Annotated in this window: 16 protein-coding genes; 12 read left to right on the top strand and 4 right to left on the bottom strand. The window is 58.6% G+C overall.

Annotated elements, in window-relative coordinates:
- Positions 1 to 44: 44 nt before the first annotated feature.
- Positions 45 to 1,736, bottom strand: coding sequence for a lactate permease LctP family transporter (locus ACZ3HH_RS22505; RefSeq protein WP_465807785.1), 1,692 nt, complete (start codon positions 1,734 to 1,736; stop codon positions 45 to 47).
- Between the two features lie 262 nt (positions 1,737 to 1,998).
- Here ACZ3HH_RS22505 and ACZ3HH_RS22500 point away from each other — a divergent pair, with 262 nt between their 5' ends.
- Complete coding sequence (locus tag ACZ3HH_RS22500) at positions 1,999 to 2,766, top strand: GntR family transcriptional regulator (protein ID WP_030128095.1); 768 nt, start codon at positions 1,999 to 2,001, stop codon at positions 2,764 to 2,766.
- Positions 2,767 to 2,921: 155 nt separating this feature from the next.
- On the opposite strand, the gene smpB is transcribed toward ACZ3HH_RS22500, so the two are convergent.
- Entirely contained in the window at positions 2,922 to 3,404 is a 483-nt protein-coding gene (smpB, locus tag ACZ3HH_RS22495) for an SsrA-binding protein SmpB (RefSeq protein WP_007900551.1), read from the bottom strand.
- A 118-nt stretch (positions 3,405 to 3,522) separates the two neighbouring features.
- Between smpB and ACZ3HH_RS22490 the strand changes: the two genes are divergently transcribed.
- Genes ACZ3HH_RS22490 through ACZ3HH_RS22480 form a run of 3 tightly spaced genes read left to right on the top strand, consistent with a single transcriptional unit; the run spans position 3,523 to position 5,675 of the window.
- Entirely contained in the window at positions 3,523 to 4,926 is a 1,404-nt protein-coding gene (locus tag ACZ3HH_RS22490) for a sodium-dependent transporter (protein WP_465807783.1), read from the top strand.
- 7 nt (positions 4,927 to 4,933) lie between these two features.
- The gene (locus ACZ3HH_RS22485; RefSeq protein WP_030128093.1) at positions 4,934 to 5,368 is read left to right on the top strand and encodes a type II toxin-antitoxin system RatA family toxin; all 435 of its coding nucleotides are present in this window, start codon (positions 4,934 to 4,936) and stop codon (positions 5,366 to 5,368) included.
- Positions 5,361 to 5,675 (top strand): RnfH family protein, encoded by a 315-nt coding sequence (locus ACZ3HH_RS22480; RefSeq protein ID WP_465807780.1) that lies wholly within the window; start codon positions 5,361 to 5,363, stop codon positions 5,673 to 5,675. Before ACZ3HH_RS22485 ends, ACZ3HH_RS22480 begins: the two co-directional genes overlap by 8 nt.
- A 61-nt stretch (positions 5,676 to 5,736) precedes the next feature.
- On the opposite strand, the gene ACZ3HH_RS22475 is transcribed toward ACZ3HH_RS22480, so the two are convergent.
- Positions 5,737 to 6,264 carry an outer membrane protein assembly factor BamE gene (locus ACZ3HH_RS22475; RefSeq protein ID WP_305483410.1) on the bottom strand — a complete coding sequence of 176 codons (528 nt, stop codon included), beginning with the start codon at positions 6,262 to 6,264 and terminating at the stop codon, positions 5,737 to 5,739.
- 97 nt (positions 6,265 to 6,361) lie between these two features.
- On the opposite strand from ACZ3HH_RS22475, the gene fur reads away from it, so the two are divergent.
- Positions 6,362 to 6,766 (top strand): ferric iron uptake transcriptional regulator, encoded by a 405-nt coding sequence (gene fur, locus ACZ3HH_RS22470; RefSeq protein ID WP_003197684.1) that lies wholly within the window; start codon positions 6,362 to 6,364, stop codon positions 6,764 to 6,766.
- Positions 6,767 to 6,841: 75 nt separating this feature from the next.
- On the opposite strand, the gene recN is transcribed toward fur, so the two are convergent.
- Positions 6,842 to 8,515: a DNA repair protein RecN gene (gene recN, locus ACZ3HH_RS22465; protein WP_465807776.1), complete on the bottom strand. Its 1,674-nt coding sequence runs from the start codon at positions 8,513 to 8,515 to the stop codon at positions 6,842 to 6,844.
- 241 nt (positions 8,516 to 8,756) lie between these two features.
- On the opposite strand from recN, the gene grpE reads away from it, so the two are divergent.
- The 7 genes from grpE to greA all read left to right on the top strand — a co-directional run bounded on the left by grpE (position 8,757) and on the right by greA (position 18,788).
- Positions 8,757 to 9,323: a nucleotide exchange factor GrpE gene (gene grpE / locus ACZ3HH_RS22460; RefSeq protein WP_007900531.1), complete on the top strand. Its 567-nt coding sequence runs from the start codon at positions 8,757 to 8,759 to the stop codon at positions 9,321 to 9,323.
- Positions 9,324 to 9,425: 102 nt separating this feature from the next.
- On the top strand, positions 9,426 to 11,342 hold the full coding sequence (dnaK, locus tag ACZ3HH_RS22455) for a molecular chaperone DnaK (RefSeq protein ID WP_465807773.1): 1,917 nt from the start codon (positions 9,426 to 9,428) through the stop codon (positions 11,340 to 11,342).
- A 297-nt stretch (positions 11,343 to 11,639) separates the two neighbouring features.
- The gene (dnaJ, locus tag ACZ3HH_RS22450; RefSeq protein ID WP_465807771.1) at positions 11,640 to 12,764 is read left to right on the top strand and encodes a molecular chaperone DnaJ; all 1,125 of its coding nucleotides are present in this window, start codon (positions 11,640 to 11,642) and stop codon (positions 12,762 to 12,764) included.
- 9 nt (positions 12,765 to 12,773) lie between these two features.
- Entirely contained in the window at positions 12,774 to 13,580 is an 807-nt protein-coding gene (gene dapB / locus ACZ3HH_RS22445; RefSeq protein ID WP_048396633.1) for a 4-hydroxy-tetrahydrodipicolinate reductase, read from the top strand.
- Between the two features lie 259 nt (positions 13,581 to 13,839).
- Entirely contained in the window at positions 13,840 to 14,976 is a 1,137-nt protein-coding gene (gene carA / locus ACZ3HH_RS22440; RefSeq protein ID WP_008005476.1) for a glutamine-hydrolyzing carbamoyl-phosphate synthase small subunit, read from the top strand.
- A gap of 117 nt (positions 14,977 to 15,093) precedes the next feature.
- A complete protein-coding gene (gene carB / locus ACZ3HH_RS22435) occupies positions 15,094 to 18,315 on the top strand; it encodes a carbamoyl-phosphate synthase large subunit (RefSeq protein ID WP_038978902.1) in 3,222 nt (1,073 codons plus the stop codon).
- Complete coding sequence (gene greA / locus ACZ3HH_RS22430) at positions 18,312 to 18,788, top strand: transcription elongation factor GreA (protein ID WP_010463507.1); 477 nt, start codon at positions 18,312 to 18,314, stop codon at positions 18,786 to 18,788. Before carB ends, greA begins: the two co-directional genes overlap by 4 nt.
- Positions 18,789 to 18,809 lie beyond the last annotated feature (21 nt).

Genomic DNA, 18,809 nt, shown 5'->3' with positions numbered 1-18,809 from the left:
GGGGCGTAACCCGGCGTCGGTTTTTTCCGTGTCGCGTGTAGTTCTTAGTGCACCAGCATGCCGGTGAACCAGTAGGCCTGAGCCAACGTGATCAGGCCGACGATCGTTGCAAAGAATAGGCTGTGCTTGAGGGTGAAGCGGAACAGATCCGATTCTTTGCCCACCAGCCCGGTCGCGGCGCAGGCCACGGCGATCGATTGCGGTGAAATCATCTTGCCGGTCACGCCGCCGCTGGTATTTGCCGCCACCAGCAAGGTGTCGTTGACGCCGATCTGGTGCGCAGTGGTTGCTTGCAGCGAACTGAACAGCGCGTTGGATGAGGTATCGGAACCGGTCAGGAACACGCCGAGCCAACCGAGGAACGGCGAGAAGAACGGGAATGCCGCCCCCGTGCCTGCCAGGACCAGAGCCATGGTCGACGACATGCCCGAGTAGTTGGTGACGAAGGCGAAAGCCAGCACCATGCCGATGGACAAGATCGGCCAGCGCAGTTCGTAAAAGGTCTCTTTTAAAGTGGTAAGACCAGTTCTCAGGTTGATCTTCAGTACCAGCATCGAGATCAGTGCGGAGAAGAAAATCGCCGTGCCGGTCGCGGAAACCGGATCGAGTTTGAACACCGCCGGCATCGCCGTCGGGGCGGTCACGATCGGTGCGATCTTGATCACCATTTGATCCAGGTGCGGAATCGCGAAGTTGAACACCCAGCTATACATCGAGCCACCTGCAGCGAACATGGCCTTGAACGGTTTCAGCGTCCAGATCGTGACCAGCACGGTGAGGATTAGAAACGGCGACCAGGCTTTGAAAATTTCCCCCAGGCTGTAAGGCGACGCCACGGTGGTGCGTTTCTGGCCGAAACCACCGACGCTGGACACCACGGAAGCCGAGACGGCACCGACAATGTGTGCGCCTGCGGCGCGTTTTGGCTGCCAGACTTTCAGGAACAGGGTTAGAGAAATCAGGCTGACCAGCGCCGAGGTGATGTCCGGCAGCTCCGGACCAATGAAGTTCGAAGTGAAGTATTGGGTGACGGCAAAGCTCAAACCGGCCACCAGTGCGGCAGGCCAGGTTTCCCGAACACCGCGCAGGCCATCCATCATGAACACCAGCCAGAACGGCACGAACACCGACAACAATGGCAGTTGCCGACCTGCCATGGCGCCAATCTTGAACGCGTCTATACCGGTGACTTGCCCGGCGACGATGATCGGAATCCCCAATGCGCCAAAGGCCACCGGCGCAGTGTTGGCGATCAAACACAAGCCAGCGGCATACAGCGGGTTGAAGCCCAGCCCTACCAGCAGCGCGGCGGTAATCGCTACCGGTGCGCCGAAACCGGCGGCACCTTCCAGGAAGGCGCCGAAGCAAAAGCCGATCAGCAGCACTTGCAGGCGCTGGTCGTCGGTGATCGACAGCACCGAGCTGCGGATCACTTCGAACTGGCCACTCTTGACCGTCAGTTTGTACAGGAACACCGCTGCCACGATGATCCACGCAATCGGCCACAAGCCGTAGGCGAAGCCATATCCGGCTGCAGCGAAGGCCATATCGACCGGCATCTGGAACGCGAAGATTGCCACGGCAATCGACAGCGCGAGGGTAATGCTGCCGGCCACGTGGCCTTTGAGGCGGAACACGGCCAAAGCCAGGAAGAAAAATACGATGGGGGTGACGGCCGCAAGTGCGGACACGCCGAGACTGCCGAGCGGGCTGTAGAGCTGTTGCCAGGTTTGCATATGGGGTGGCCCCTAATTGTTGTTGGTCAGGCACTGGTCAGCGTTCTTGGATAATTGGTAATACCAATTTACAATCGCTGTTGGCTAGGGTAAAAGCCTTATATGCGGTGTGTCAATTTGCCGCCCTAAAACTTTTGTCGAATGAGCGGTGCAGAACGCACCTGATCTGTTCGATCAAGCGTCGTCTGGTAGGTGCTGGTGCAGCGCCAATAGGCCAGAATAGAGAGCCCGGCGAGCCGCCGGGATCGTGGAGAATTGAGTGATGGGGTTTGATCAGATTCGGCAGCGCCGTTTGTCTGACGATATTGTCGAGCAACTCGAAGGAATGATTCTCGAGGGTACGTTGAAGGCCGGCGAGCGCCTGCCGGCGGAGCGTGCGTTGGCCGAGCAGTTCGGCGTGTCACGCCCTTCGTTGCGCGAAGCGATTCAGAAACTGGCGGCCAAAGGTCTGCTGGTCAGCCGTCAGGGTGGTGGTAACTATGTGGTGGAATCCCTGGGCTCGACGTTCAGCGATCCATTGCTTCATCTGCTGGAAAGCAACCCCGAGGCTCAGCGTGATTTGCTGGAGTTTCGTCATACGCTGGAAGCATCCTGTGCTTACTACGCGGCGTTGCGCGCCACGGACGTGGATCGCGAGCGGCTGACGGCGGCGTTCGACGAGTTGCAAGACTGCTATTCGCGCCATGACGAAGTGGGACGGGCGGAAGAGGGCGCGGCAGATGCGAAATTCCATCTGGCGATCGCCGAGGCCAGTCATAACGCGGTGTTGCTGCACACCATTCGTGGCCTGTTCGACCTGCTCAAGCGCAACGTGGTGACCAACATCGGCGGCATGTACAAGCAGCGTGCCGAAACCCGCGACATGCTGATTGCGCAGCACAGAGAATTGTATCTGGCGATTATCGAAGGTCGGGCGGAGCAGGCGCGGGAAGTTTCCAGTCGGCACATTTTGTATGTGCAGGAAGTGCTGGAAGAGGTGCGTCAGGAAGTGCAGCGCGTGGCTCGGGCGGAGCGGCGCAAGGGGATGTAGTCAGTTAGTTCTGTGGTGATTGGACGATTGCATTCGCGAGCAAGCCCGCTCCCACAGGTTCGGGTCTGCCACATAAATGTCGGCATCCACGAATAATGTGGGAGCGGGCTTGCTCCGGGCGGCGTTCCGACGAAAGCGATCTGAAGGCGAAAGAACTAGTCTTCCTTGCCCTTGTTCCGCACCGCGCGCTGCAATTCACGACCGGCGTCGCGCTCGCGTTCGGTATCACGCTTGTCGTATTCCTTCTTACCCTTGCCCAGAGCGATCTCGCACTTGACCATGTGCTTGCTCCAGTACCAGGACAGGCACACGCAGGCATAACCTTTTTGCTGCACGGCAGCGGCCAGCTTTTCCAGCTCGCGCCGGTTGAGCAGCAATTTCCGGGTGCGGGTCGGATCAGCGATGACGTGGGTGCTGGCAGTCATCAGCGGCGTAATGTGGCTGCCGAGCAGCCAGGCTTCGCCATCCTTGAGCAGGACGTAACTGTCAACCAGTTGTAGCTTGCTTGCCCGCAAACTTTTTACTTCCCAGCCGGCCAGGACCAGACCAGCCTCGAACTTATGCTCGATGAAGTAATCGTGTCGCGCCTTTTTGTTCTGCGCGATGGTCCCTGTTGGGTGTTTCTTCTGTTTAGCCATAGGGGCGGCATTATAGGGAGTTGCAAGCAAGTCGGCTACGGTGGCGCTACGTGCTTGAGCAGGTTGATTGAATCCCGGACAATGCGGCCTCTTTTTTGAAAGCTTGGGCGTGATAACGATGTCGACAGACAAGGTTTCTGTCCACGGCAGTTGGGCTAGCCGCTGGGTCTTCATACTCGCCGCGACCGGTTCGGCCGTGGGGTTGGGTAGTATCTGGAAATTCCCTTACATGGTCGGCGTCTACGGTGGCGGAGCCTTCGTGCTGATGTTCCTGGCCTGTATCGCGCTGATCGGTATGCCCGTGATGCTGGCCGAAACCCTGATCGGCCGCCGCGCACGGCAGAGCCCGGCCAATGCCTTGAAGGTCCTGGCGCTGGAAGCGGGGCATTCGGCGAAATGGTCCTGGGGCGCATTTGCCGGGATGATCACGGCGCTGCTGATCCTGTCTTTTTATAGTGTGGTCGGCGGCTGGTCGCTGGATTACATCATCGACATGGGTCGTGGCGACTTCCAGGGTGTCACGCCTGATCAGGTCGGGGCTTATTTCGGCAATGTGATCGCCGACCCATGGCGCCTGACACTTTGGCATACGATTTTTATGCTCCTCTCCGCCGTGGTGATCGCCAAAGGCGTGGTCGCTGGCCTGGAGCGCAGTCTGCGGATCATGATGCCGCTGCTGTTTGTGATGGTCATCGTTCTGCTGGGCTACAGCATGACCACCGGCCACTTCATGGAGGGCGTGCATTTCATGTTCGACTTCCACCCGGAAAAAGTCCTCGACGGCTTGCTGCCCGCCATGGGCCACGCGTTCTTCTCGCTGAGCGTGGGCGTCGGTTCGATCATGATTTACGGCGCTTACATGCCGAAGAATTCGTCGATTTCCGGGACTGTGGTCGGCGTGGCGCTGCTCGATACCTTCGTTTCCCTGGTGGCCGGTCTGGCATTGTTTCCGATTGTGTTTGCCGCGGGCCTGAACCCGAGCGAGGGTCCTGGCCTGATGTTCGTCAGCCTGCCATTTGCCTTTGGTAACGTAGCGTTCGGCCAGTTGATGGGCGTAGTGTTCTTCGTGCTGGTAGCGATTGCGGCCTGGAGTTCGGCGATTTCCCTGCTCGAGCCGATGGTGGCTTACCTGGTTGAGCGCACGAAGATCAGCCGCGCCTGGGTCACCTTCTGGCTGGCATTCACCTGCTGGTTCGTCGGTCTGGGCACCGTGTTCTCCTTCAATATCTGGAAGGAAGCCAAGTTTTTCGTGAACGAAGGCGGGATGTTCCACCTCTATCAATGGGGAGCCGCCGGTGGTCTGGACTTCTTCGGTGTGATCGATTTCTTCACCTCGCGGATAATGTTGCCACTCGGTGGTTTGTGTTTCGTGATGTTTGCGGGCTGGGTGATGGGGCGTGAAGCGGTGCGCGACGAATTGTCGATCCGTCGTCCGGTGCTGTTCGCTCTGTCCCTGTTCTTGATGCGCTATGTGGCGCCCATCGGCATTCTCGTAGTGTTTGCCGCCCAGCTGTGGAAGTAACGCTGACATGACGACACACATTCAACGTTCGGCCCTGCTGCCGTATCCTGCGCAAGCGCTTTATGACTTGGTCAACGACGTGGCCCGCTATCCCGAATTCCTGCCGTGGTGTTCGTCGGCGGAAGTCCTGGAAAGCACGCCTGAGCTTATGCGTGCCAGCGTCGGCGTGGCCAAGGGTGGCCTGAGTCAGCATTTCGTGACGCGTAACACCCTGGTGCCAGGGCGTTCGATCGAGATGAACCTCGAGGAAGGTCCGTTCAGCCAGTTGCACGGCGTCTGGGTGTTCAAGCCGTTGGGCGAGAAGGCCTGCAAGATCAGTCTGGACTTGTCGTTCGACTACTCGGGACCGCTGGTGCGTGCGACGTTGGGGCCTTTGTTCAATCAGGCGGCGAACACACTGATGGACGCGTTTTGCCAGCGTGCGAAACAGATGCATGGTTGAGGCAATGATCAAGGTCGAGGTGGTGTATGCCGCTGTTGATCGTCAGGTGCTGCTGACCGTAACGGTGCCGGTGGGCACAACAGTACGGGATGCGTTGCTCGGCTGCGGCCTGAACAGCGAATTCCCTGAGCTGGATCTGGCCAGTTGTCCGGTTGGGATCTTTGGCAAAGTGATCGCTGAGCCGGACAGTCGTCCGGTCCAGCCCGGGGATCGCCTCGAGATTTACCGGCCGTTGCTCGCCGATCCAAAAGAAGTTCGCCGGTTACGCGCCGCCAAAGCGGCCGAGGCGAAAGCCCGGAATCAGTGATCCGATTAAACGCCAGACGATAAAAAACCCGGACATGCCGGGTTTTTTATTGCGTCGCAAATTATTGCGGCGAGGTTTCCAGCGGTTCTGGCGTCGGGACTGGAACGGTTTCTACGTTGTCCACGTCCTTCTGGATCTGGTCCAGCAACGAACCTGGCTTGACCGGTTTTTCTGGCTTCGGCTTCTCGGCGTTTTCTGCAGGTGTGGTCACGGTAGTGCCACTGTCCTTGCCGAGAATGGCTTCGTCGCGGCTCACGCCCGGCATGAAATCGCCAGAGAGGCTGACAAGTTGATCATTTGGGTTGAAGATAACGCTGATGCGTTCCTGTTGGCGTTCACCGCCACCCGGTTGCAAGCTGTAGAGATAATCCCAGCGATCGGCATGGAACGTGTCGGTCAGCAGAGGGTTACCCATGATAAACCGTACTTGCCGGCGGGTCATTCCCGGGCGTAACTGGTCTATCATGTCCTGCGTGACGACATTGCCCTGCTGGATGTCGATTTTGTAAACCCCGGGGAATGAACAACCGGCGAGTGCGAGCAGTCCCACAAAGGTGAAACTGGTTAGCAAGAGCTTGGTGTTTTGCATCGGTGGGCGACTTCCACTATCTTGGCTGGGACAACGTAAACGCCGATCATACCCGCATTAAGAGAAGCTGCGAAGCAGCATCGCGAGAAAGCTGACCATGGTTGAAAATAGCGAACTACGCAAAGCCGGCCTCAAAGTGACCCTTCCACGGGTCAAAATTCTGCAAATGCTCGATTCCGCCGAGCAACGCCACATGAGTGCCGAGGATGTCTACAAGGCGCTGATGGAGGCTGGTGAGGACGTCGGTCTGGCCACGGTTTACCGTGTTCTGACCCAGTTCGAGGCAGCTGGCCTTGTGGTGCGGCACAACTTCGACGGAGGCCATGCGGTCTTCGAGCTGGACGACGGCAAGCATCACGACCATATGGTCAACGTCGAAACCAGTGAAGTGATCGAATTCTTCGACGAAGAAATCGAGCGGCTGCAGAAAGCAATCGTCGACAAGTACGGCTTCGAGATGGTTGATCACAATCTTGTACTGTACGTGCGCAAGAAAAAGTAAGCATGTCGCGCGAACTTCAGGTTCGCGAAACGAGCGAAGGCGACCCCAGGGTCGCCTTCGTGCTTTCTGCCGTTCTTAAATTTTCGCGGTAACGACCATCTTTTTCGCGTGAGCCAGTGATTCCTTGGTGAGGTCGATGCCGCCCAGCATCCGTGCCACTTCTTCGACGCGATCGGTCTTGCTCAGTTTGGAAACGGCCGTATGCGTGGCGTCTTCACCGCGCACCTTGTGTACAAATAGATGTTGATGCCCTTGCGCCGCTACTTGAGGCAAGTGAGTCACGGTCAGAACCTGTCCGCGCTCCCCGAGGCGCCGGAGCAGCTGGCCGACAATTTCGGCAGTCGGGCCGCCGATACCCACGTCCACTTCATCGAACACCAGGGTCGGTACGCGCGAGGTCTGTGCAGTGATCACCTGAATCGCCAGGCTGATACGCGACAGTTCGCCACCCGACGCCACTTTTGCCAGGGCTTTGAGCGGTTGGCCCGGGTTGGCGCTCACCAGCAGTTCTACCTGTTCGAGCCCGTTAGGCAGCAGTTCGTCGCTGCTGTTGGGGCGAAGTTCGATGGTGAAGCGGCCACCGGGCATGCCCAGGCGCTGGATTTCCTGTTCCACGGCACTGGCCAGGCTGCTTGAGGCTCGATGCCGCAGATCGCTCAGCTCCCGCGCCTTCTCCTGATAATGGCGGGCGTAGGAGGCCAGCTCATCGCTCAATCGCTCGATGGATTCATCGTTGGCGTTCAGGGTTTCGATTTCATCGAGTAGCTTCTGCTGCATCTCGGCGACTTCGGTCGGCTGGATGCGGTGTTTGCGTGCCAGGGTGTAGATGGCATCGAGGCGCTCTTCCAGGTATTGAAGGCGGGCCGGGTCGGCGTCGAAATTGTCGAGAAAGCGGTTCAGCTCGCCCACGGCTTCTTCAACCTGAATCTGCGCGCTGGTCAGCAGACTGCTGGCTTCGCCCAGGGCGCCGATCGAATTGTTCACGCTCGATAGGCGATTAAGGCTGGCGGTGAGCGCGTTCAGTACGTTGCCGGAATCACTTTCGCTGCATTGTTCGACCACTTGCCGGCAAATGCCCAGCAGGGTTTCGGCGTTCGTCAGGTTCTTGTGTTCCTGTTCAAGCTGCTCCAGCTCGTTTTCGCCGAGGCCGAGGTTTTCCAGTTCTTCGAGTTGGTAGCTGAGCAACTGATGACGAGCGCGCTGTTCGTCGCCGGAGTTGGAGAGGCGTTCCAGTTCCTGGCGGGTCTGGCGCCAGCGTTGGGCGGCCAGTTGCACCTGGCGGGCCAGGTCCGTGGCACCGGCGTATTCGTCGAGCAGGCGGCGGTGAGTATCGGTTTTGAGCAGGGATTGGTGTTCGTGCTGGCTGTGGATATCAATCAGCAACTCGCCCAAGGCCTTCAGGTCGCCGAGGGGGCAGGGGGTGCCGTTGATGTAGCCGCGCGAGCGCCCTTCAGCGGTGATTACCCGACGCAGAATGCACGGGCCGTCGTTCTCGAGGTCGCGCTCGGCCAGCCAGGCGCTGGCTTCCGGGATGTCGATCAGGTCGAAGGTGGCCAGGATATCGGCCTTGTCGGCACCCGGGCGGACCACGCCGCTGTCGGCGCGATCGCCCAGGGTCAGGCCCAGGGCGTCGAGCATGATCGACTTGCCGGCGCCGGTTTCCCCTGTGATCACGCTCATCCCGCGATCGAGTTCGAGATCGAGATGTTCAACGATGGCGTAGTTGTGTACGGACAGGTGCACCAGCATAAAGGCCGCTCCCAAGCTTTAGGTCTGGTTATTTATACAGTGTTTTGTTTCGGGCTGACAATGCCCCCTCTTAGGTCGATTTGCTTGATTGAAGGAAATCCTTAGTGCGGTGAGGAATGACAATGCAGCTGTTTTTTGTAGGGTTAATCATCAAATAGCCCTTGAAGCTGAATTTTGCGGCCCCATATACCGGGGCAGAAGCGCGAGTTGAGCTCGCGGACGATATTGGAAGGAGAAATCTATGGCTGACGAACAGACAGTGGATACGCAAAATCTAGACGCCAACCAGGGCCCCGAGGCTTCGGGTGAAGACCTGGCGGCTCGTGTGCAAGTGCTCGAAGAGCAATTGGCTGGTGCGCAGGATCAGGCTTTGCGTGTAGCCGCCGATCTGCAGAACGTCCGCCGCCGTGCCGAGCAGGACGTTGAAAAGGCTCACAAATTCGCCCTGGAAAAGTTCGCTGGCGACCTGCTGCCGATCATCGACAGCCTGGAGCGCGGTCTGGAGCTATCCAACCCTGACGACGAAAACATTCGTCCGATGCGCGAAGGGATCGAGCTGACCCTGAAAATGTTCCAGGACACCCTGAAACGCTATCACCTGGAAGCGATCGATCCTGAAGGCGAGCCCTTCAATGCCTCGCATCATCAGGCGATGGCCATGCAGGAAAGCGCCGATGTCGAGCCAAACAGCGTGCTCAAGGTGTTTCAGAAGGGCTACCAGCTTCACGGTCGCCTGCTGCGCCCGGCCATGGTCGTGGTCAGCAAGGCACCTGCACCGGTTTCGCCTTCGATTGACGAGCAGGCTTGAAATTAGCCGCAAGGCCCCCATTTAGAAGTCAAGCGTTTAAGTGCTACCGCAGTCAGCCACCACTGCTGCGGCATCCAAATCCAAAGTTTCGGGAGAGTGAACATGGGCAAAATTATCGGTATCGACCTGGGGACTACCAACTCCTGCGTCTCCGTGCTGGAAAACGGCAAAGCCAAAGTTATTGAAAACGCTGAAGGCGCGCGTACCACGCCGTCGATCATCGCTTATGCCAACGACGGTGAAATCCTGGTTGGCCAGTCGGCCAAGCGTCAAGCCGTGACCAATCCGCATAACACCCTATACGCGGTGAAGCGTCTGATCGGTCGTCGTTTCGACGAAGAAGTCGTACAGAAAGACATCCAGATGGTCCCTTACAAGATCGTCAAGGCTGACAACAACGACGCCTGGGTTGAAGTGAACGGCCAGAAAATGGCACCGCCACAAATTTCGGCTGAAATTCTGAAGAAAATGAAGAAGACCGCCGAAGACTACCTCGGCGAGCCAGTGACCGAGGCGGTGATCACCGTTCCGGCCTACTTCAACGACAGCCAGCGTCAAGCCACCAAAGACGCCGGCCGCATTGCGGGTCTGGACGTTAAACGTATCATCAACGAACCAACCGCAGCCGCACTGGCCTACGGTATGGACAAGGCGAAAGGCGATCACACCGTGATCGTTTACGACTTGGGCGGCGGTACTTTCGACGTTTCCGTGATCGAAATCGCTGAAGTCGATGGCGAACACCAGTTCGAAGTGTTGGCCACCAACGGTGACACTTTCCTGGGCGGTGAAGACTTTGACATTCGTCTGATCGACTACCTCGTCGACGAGTTCAAGAAAGAAAGCGGCATGAACCTCAAGGGTGATCCGCTGGCCATGCAGCGCCTGAAAGAAGCCGCTGAGAAAGCCAAGATCGAACTGTCCTCGAGCCAGTCGACCGACGTGAACCTGCCGTACATCACTGCAGACGCTACCGGTCCTAAGCACTTGAACGTGAAAATCTCCCGCGCCAAGCTCGAAGCGCTGGTGGAAGACCTGGTTCAGCGCACCATCGAACCTTGCCGCATCGCCATGAAAGATGCCGGTATCGAGATTGGTGCGATCAACGACGTGATCCTGGTCGGCGGTCAGACCCGTATGCCACTGGTTCAGAAACTGGTGACCGATTTCTTCGGTAAAGAAGCACGTAAAGACGTCAACCCTGACGAAGCTGTTGCCATGGGTGCTGCTATCCAGGGTGCAGTATTGGCTGGTGACGTGAAAGACGTTCTGCTGCTCGACGTCAGCCCGCTGACCCTGGGTATCGAAACCATGGGCGGCGTGATGACCGCGCTGATCGAGAAAAACACCACGATTCCTACCAAGAAATCGCAAGTGTTCTCGACTGCCGACGACAACCAGGGCGCAGTGACCATTCACGTCCTGCAAGGTGAGCGTAAGCAAGCCGCACAGAACAAGTCCCTGGGCAAGTTCGACCTGGCCGAGATTCCACCAGCACCACGTGGCGTGCCACAAATCGAAGTGACCTTCGACATCGACGCCAACGGCATCCTGCACGTCGGCGCGAAAGACAAGGCTACCGGCAAGACTCAGTCGATCGTGATCAAGGCTAACTCCGGTCTGTCCGAGGAAGAAATTCAGCAGATGGTTCGCGATGCTGAAGTGAACGCTGAAGAAGACCGCAAGTTCGAAGAGCTGGCCAGCGCCCGTAACCAGGGCGATGCCCTGGTTCACTCGACGCGCAAAATGGTCGCTGATGCTGGCGACAAAGTGAGCGCTGAAGAGAAGACTGCAATCGAAGCAGCTGTAGTCGCCCTGGAAACCGCCATCAAAGGCGACGACAAGGCCGCTATCGAAGCCAAGGTTGAAGAACTGTCCAAGGTCTCCGCGCCAGTGGCTCAGAAAATGTACGCCGATCAGGCTCAGCCTGCTGAAGGCGCGGCACCGCACGACGAAAAAGCTGAAAAAGCTGACGACGTCGTCGATGCCGAGTTCGAAGAAGTCAAAGACCACAAGTAAGTTGTTGGTCGCCCGGTTGACTGCCTTCAGGCGGTGACTGGTAGGATGTCGCCGCGCGGGAGCTTGCTCCCGCGTTGGCGTGTCTGGAGTTAGCGAATTTTTACAGCATGCGACAGCGCTCGGGTGCTGAAGGTATGGCCGGAAATGCTCCTGCTTTTCGAGCTGAAAGTACCGCAATGAATCAAAGACCAGGATCGTTGAATTGACGTGAGTTGGGTCCGGGCCTGTATTGGGGCTCAACGAGTTTGGCGAGGCTCAGGAGAGGTTTGCCGAACGTCCTTAAGAGTGCAAAGACTTATGGCAAAGCGTGACTATTACGAAGTATTGGGTGTTGAGCGTGGTTCAAGCGAAGCGGACCTGAAAAAGGCCTACCGTCGCCTGGCGATGAAGCACCACCCGGACCGTAATCCCGATGACAAAGCGTCGGAAGATATGTTCAAGGAGGCCAACGAGGCCTACGAAGTGCTGTCCGATTCCAGCAAGCGCGCGGCCTATGATCAATACGGTCATGCCGGTGTCGACCCGAGCATGGGTGGCGGCGGTGCCGGGTTTGGCGGTCAGAACTTCTCCGATATCTTTGGCGATGTCTTCAGTGACTTCTTCGGTGGCGGTCGCGGCGGTGCTCGTGGCGGCGCTCAGCGCGGCAGCGACCTGCGTTACACCCTGGAGTTGAACCTGGAAGAAGCGGTGCGCGGTACGACCGTGAATATCCGTGTTCCGACACTGGTCAACTGCAAGCCGTGCGATGGCTCGGGTGCCAAGAAAGGCTCCGCGCCGATCACTTGCCCGACGTGCGGCGGTATCGGTCAGGTCCGCATGCAGCAGGGCTTCTTCTCGGTGCAGCAGACCTGCCCGCGCTGCCATGGCCAGGGCAAGATCATTTCCGATCCGTGCGATTCCTGCCGCGGCGAAGGTCGTGTCGAAGAGTACAAGACCCTGTCGGTGAAAGTGCCGGCCGGTGTCGATACTGGCGACCGCATTCGTCTGTCTGGCGAAGGCGAGGCGGGTGCGCAGGGTGGCCCGACTGGCGACCTGTACGTGGTGATCAATGTGCGCGAGCACGCGATCTTCCAGCGTGACGGCAAGCATCTGTTCTGCGAAGTGCCGATCAGCTTCGTCGATGCAGCGCTGGGCGGCGAGCTGGAGATTCCGACCCTCGATGGTCGGGTCAAGCTGAAGATCCCTGAAGGGACTCAGACCGGTAAGCAGTTCCGTGTTCGCGGTAAAGGCGTCGCGCCGGTTCGTGGTGGCGGTGCTGGTGACCTGATGTGTCGCGTGGCGGTCGAAACCCCGGTCAACCTGGGTCGTCGTCAGCGCGAATTGCTGGAGGAGTTGCGCAGCTCCCTGGCGGGCGACAACAGTCATTCGCCGAAAACCACCGGTTGGTTCGAAGGCGTGAAGCGCTTCTTCGGCGATTTGTAAGGAGTCGGCATGCGACGTATAGCTGTGATGGGCGCTGCCGGGCGCATGGGCAAGATTCTGGTCGAGGCGGTGCAGCAGCGCGCGCCGTTGACTGGCCTGACGGCGGCCATCGTGCGTCCCGGCAGCACGCTGATTGGTGTGGATGCCGGTGAGCTGGCATCGCTGGGACGAATCGGTGTACCGCTGTCCGGCAAGCTGGATGCGGTGGCCGATGAGTTCGATGTGTTGATCGACTTCACGCTTCCTGAAGTCATGCTGAAAAACCTGGCGTTCTGCCGCAAGGCGGGCAAGGCCATGGTGATCGGCACGACGGGATTGGACGCCGCGCAGAAGCAGTTGCTGGTCGAGGCGAGCGAAGATATTGCGATTGTGTTCGCGGCCAATTTCAGTGTCGGTGTAAACCTGTCGCTGAAGCTGCTCGACATGGCGGCTCGTGTGCTGGGCGATGATGCTGATATCGAAATCATCGAGGCCCATCATCGGCACAAGATCGATGCACCTTCAGGCACGGCTCTGCGCATGGGCGAAGTGATCGCCAATGCGCTGGATCGTGATCTGCAGAAGGTTGCGGTTTATGGTCGTGAAGGTCACACCGGTGTGCGCGAGCGTGAAACGATCGGCTTCGCGACTGTTCGCGGTGGTGATGTTGTCGGTGATCATACGGTGCTGTTCGCCTGTGAGGGCGAGCGACTTGAGATTACTCACAAGGCATCCAGTCGCATGACCTTCGCCAAGGGCGCGGTACGTGCAGCTTTGTGGCTGGATGGTCGTGAGCCAGGCCTTTACGACATGCAAGACGTGCTCGATCTGCGGTAAGATATGCCCGAAATCGGGTTCAAACTCAGCGTTTGGACCCGGTTTTATTCCGCCCGGCGACGTCCTGTCGCATTCTCCGGCCTTTAAGGCTCATTGGCGGTAGACCAAAAATGCCTTTTTCTGTAAGCTACAGCTTTAGTGTGTCCACTAAAAGCGCGCAGAATAATTCGGTGAAGAAGCGGGGTGACGTGTCCATACGTCACTCCGCTTTTTTACAACCTGCGATCGCCCTTTCAGGCTTTATTTACGGGAGGTCTTCTTGACTAAGCCAGCCATACTCGCCCTTGCTGATGGCAGCATTTTTCGCGGCGAAGCCATTGGAGCCGACGGTCAAACCGTTGGTGAGGTGGTGTTCAACACCGCAATGACCGGCTATCAGGAAATCCTTACCGATCCTTCCTACGCCCAACAGATCGTTACCCTGACGTACCCGCACATCGGCAATACCGGCACTACGCCGGAAGACGCCGAGTCCGACCGCGTCTGGTCCGCTGGCCTGGTCATCCGTGACCTGCCACTGGTTGCGAGCAACTGGCGCAACACGATGTCACTGTCCGACTACCTGAAAGCCAACAATGTGGTGGCAATCGCCGGTATCGACACTCGCCGCCTGACACGCATCCTGCGTGAGAAAGGCGCACAGAACGGCTGCATCATGGCCGGTGACAACATTTCCGAAGAAGCCGCCATCGCCGCCGCTCAGGGTTTCCCTGGCCTCAAAGGCATGGACCTGGCAAAAGTCGTCAGCACCAAAGAGAAGTACGAGTGGCGCTCGACGGTCTGGGATCTGAAAACCGACAGCCACGCGACTCTGGAAGCCTCCGAGCTGCCATACCACGTGGTGGCCTACGACTACGGCGTCAAGCTGAACATCCTGCGCATGCTGGTCGAGCGCGGTTGCCGCGTGACCGTGGTGCCTGCACAGACGCCGGCCGCCGAAGCGCTGGCACTGAAACCTGACGGCGTGTTCCTGTCCAACGGCCCGGGCGACCCTGAGCCATGCGACTACGCGATCCAGGCAATCAAGGATGTGCTGGAAACCGAAATTCCGGTGTTCGGCATCTGCCTCGGTCACCAGCTGTTGGCTCTGGCCTCCGGCGCCAAGACTCTGAAAATGGGTCACGGCCACCACGGTGCCAACCACCCGGTCCAGGATCTGGACAGCGGTGTGGTGATGATCACCAGCCAGAACCACGGTTTTGCGGTAGACGAAGCGACCCTGCCAGGTAACGTTCGGGCGATCCACAAATCGCTGTTCGACGGCACCCTGCAAGGCATCGAGCGTACCGACAAGAGCGCCTTCAGCTTCCAGGGTCACCCTGAAGCCAGCCCTGGCCCGAACGACGTAGCGCCACTGTTTGATCGCTTCATCAACGAAATGGCCAAGCGACGCTAATCGCTCGCCCTGATGTAGCGAAGCCTGAGGGCGGTCCCGAAACCGGTGGCCCCCTCAAGGCTTCAGAGATTGAACAAGACGGCTTGCCGACTGACCTGCGGATTTGAGTGACAACCCATGCCAAAACGTACAGACATTAAAAGCATCCTGATTCTCGGCGCTGGCCCGATCGTGATCGGCCAGGCCTGCGAATTCGACTACTCCGGCGCCCAGGCCTGTAAAGCCCTGCGCGAAGAGGGTTACCGCGTCATCCTGGTGAACTCCAACCCGGCGACCATCATGACCGACCCGGACATGGCCGACGCCACGTACATCGAGCCGATCAAGTGGCAGACCGTTGCCAAGATCATCGAGAAAGAGCGTCCGGACGCGCTGCTGCCAACCATGGGTGGCCAGACCGCTCTGAACTGCGCCCTGGATCTGGAGCGCGAAGGCGTTCTGGAGAAGTTCGGCGTAGAGATGATCGGCGCCAACGCGGACACCATCGACAAGGCTGAAGACCGTTCGCGCTTCGACAAGGCGATGAAATCCATCGGTTTGGACTGCCCGCGTTCGGGTATCGCCCACAGCATGGAAGAAGCCAACGCCGTTCTCGAACGCCTGGGCTTCCCGTGCATCATCCGCCCGTCCTTCACCATGGGCGGCACCGGTGGCGGTATCGCATACAACCGTGAAGAGTTCGAAGAAATCTGCGCCCGCGGTCTGGACCTGTCGCCGACCAAAGAGCTGCTGATCGACGAATCGCTGATCGGCTGGAAAGAGTACGAGATGGAGGTTGTCCGCGATAAGAAGGACAACTGCATCATCGTCTGCTCCATCGAAAACTTTGACCCGATGGGCGTGCACACCGGTGACTCGATCACCGTTGCTCCGGCACAAACCCTGACGGACAAGGAATACCAGATCATGCGTAACGCCTCGTTGGCGGTACTGCGTGAGATCGGCGTGGAAACCGGCGGCTCCAACGTTCAGTTTGGCATCTGCCCGGACACTGGCCGTATGGTCGTGATCGAGATGAACCCGCGTGTATCCCGCTCTTCGGCACTGGCCTCGAAGGCCACTGGTTTCCCGATTGCGCGTATCGCTGCCAAGCTGGCGATCGGCTACACCCTGGACGAGCTGCAGAACGAAATCACCGGCGGCGCTACTCCTGCATCATTCGAACCGTCCATCGACTACGTCGTCACCAAGCTGCCACGCTTCGCCTTCGAGAAATTCCCGAAAGCCGACGCGCGCCTGACGACTCAAATGAAGTCGGTCGGTGAAGTCATGGCCATCGGCCGGACCTTCCAGGAATCCCTGCAGAAAGCCCTGCGCGGTCTGGAAGTGGGCGTTTGCGGCCTGGACGAGAAGCTCGACCTGAGCAACCCGGAAAGCATGAGTATCCTCAAGCGCGAACTGACCGTGCCGGGCGCCGAGCGTATCTGGTACGTCGCTGACGCGTTCCGCGCCGGCCTGTCGGTCGAAGATATTTTCGGCATGAACATGATCGACCCGTGGTTCCTGGTGCAGATCGAAGATCTGATCAAGGAAGAAGAGAAGGTCAAGACCCTGGGTCTGGCCAGCATCGACCACGACTTGATGTTCCGCCTCAAGCGCAAAGGCTTCTCCGACATGCGTCTGGCCAAGCTGCTGGGCGTGACCGAGAAGGCACTGCGTCGCCACCGTCACAAGCTGGAAATCTTCCCGGTCTACAAGCGCGTTGACACCTGCGCGGCCGAGTTCGCCACCGACACCGCTTACCTCTACTCGACGTATGAGGAAGAGTGCGAAGCCGCGCCGTCGGGCCGCGACAAGATCATGATCCTCGGCGGCGGTCCAAACCGTATCGGCCAGGGTATCGAGTTCGACTATTGCTGCGTACACGCGGCACTGGCCCTGCGCGAAGACGGTTACGAGACCATCATGGTCAACTGCAACCCGGAAACCGTTTCCACCGACTACGACACCTCCGATCGTCTGTACTTCGAACCAGTGACCCTGGAAGACGTACTGGAAATCGTCCGTGTCGAGAAGCCGAAAGGCGTGATCGTCCAGTACGGTGGCCAAACCCCACTGAAGCTGGCGCGTGCCCTGGAAGAAGCCGGCGTGCCAATCATCGGCACCAGCCCTGACGCCATCGACCGTGCCGAAGACCGTGAGCGCTTCCAGCAAATGGTTGAGCGTCTGAACCTGCGTCAGCCGCCTAACGCCACCGTGCGCAGCGAAGACGAAGCGATTCGTGCCGCCGCCAAGATCGGTTACCCGCTGGTGGTTCGCCCGTCCTATGTACTGGGCGGCCGCGCAATGGAAATCGTCTACGAAGAAGAAGAACTCAAGCGCTACCTGCGTGATGCGGTGAAAGTGTCCAACGACAGCCCGGTGCTGCTCGATCACTTCCTCAACTGCGCCATCGAAATGGACGTGGATGCGGTCTGCGACGGCACCGACGTGGTGATCGGCGCGATCATGCAGCACATCGAGCAGGCTGGTGTTCACTCCGGTGACTCCGCGTGCTCCCTGCCGCCGTACTCGCTGCCTGCTCACATCCAGGACGAGATGCGCGAACAGGTCAAGAAAATGGCCCTGGAGCTGGGCGTTGTCGGCTTGATGAACGTTCAGTTGGCGCTGCAAGGCGAAGACATCTACGTCATCGAAGTCAACCCGCGCGCTTCCCGTACCGTTCCGTTCGTGTCCAAGTGCATCGGTGTTTCCCTGGCAATGATCGCGGCTCGCGTCATGGCCGGTAAAACCCTGAAGGAAATCGGTTTCACCAAAGAAATCATTCCGAACTTCTACAGCGTGAAAGAGGCGGTGTTCCCATTCGCCAAATTCCCTGGCGTGGACCCGATCCTGGGCCCAGAGATGAAGTCCACCGGTGAAGTGATGGGCGTGGGCGACACCTTCGGCGAAGCCTTTGCCAAAGCCCAGATGGGTGCCAGCGAAGTGCTGCCGACTGGCGGCACCGCGTTCATCAGCGTGCGTGACGATGACAAGCCACTGGTTGCAGGCGTGGCCCGTGATCTGATCAACTTGGGCTTCGAAGTGGTCGCCACTGCCGGTACTGCCAAACTGATCGAAGCCGCAGGCCTGAAAGTGCGTCGTGTGAACAAAGTGACCGAGGGACGTCCGCACGTTGTCGACATGATCAAGAATGACGAAGTCACCCTGATCATCAACACCACCGAAGGTCGCCAGTCGATCGCCGATTCCTACTCCATTCGTCGTAATGCCTTGCAGCACAAGATCTACTGCACCACTACCATTGCTGCTGGCGAAGCTATCTGCGAAGCGCTGAAGTTCGGTCCCGAGAAGACCGTGCGCCGCTTGCAGGATCTACACGCAGGATTGAAGGCATGATCAAATACCCAATGACCGTCCAGGGCGCGAAAGCCCTGGAAGAAGAACACGCTCATCTGACCAAGGTCGTCCGTCCGAAGCTTAGCCAGGACATCGGTACGGCCCGCGAGTTGGGTGACTTGAAGGAAAACGCCGAATACCACGCTGCTCGCGAGCAGCAGGGTATGGTCGAGGCGCGGATTCGTGACATCGAAGGCCGGATTCAGAATCAGGTCATCATCGATGTCACGACCATTCCTCATACCGGCAAAGTGATTTTCGGCACCACCGTTGAAATCGCCAATGTCGAGACTGATGAAAGCGTCACTTACCACATCGTGGGTGAGGATGAGGCTGACTTCAAACTCGGCAAGATTTCGGTGGGTTCGCCACTGGCCCGCGCCTTGATTGCCAAGGAAGAGGGGGATGTGGTCGCCGTGAAAACGCCAGGTGGCGTTATCGAGTATGAGATTGTCGAAGTTCGCCACATCTGAAAGAAGGCGCCCGCTACGTGC

Source organism: Pseudomonas sp. PME37.24/025, from assembly GCF_055556615.1.
The sequence above is the reverse complement of the archived record's forward strand: the minus strand, read 5'-3'. Positions and strand labels throughout refer to the sequence as shown.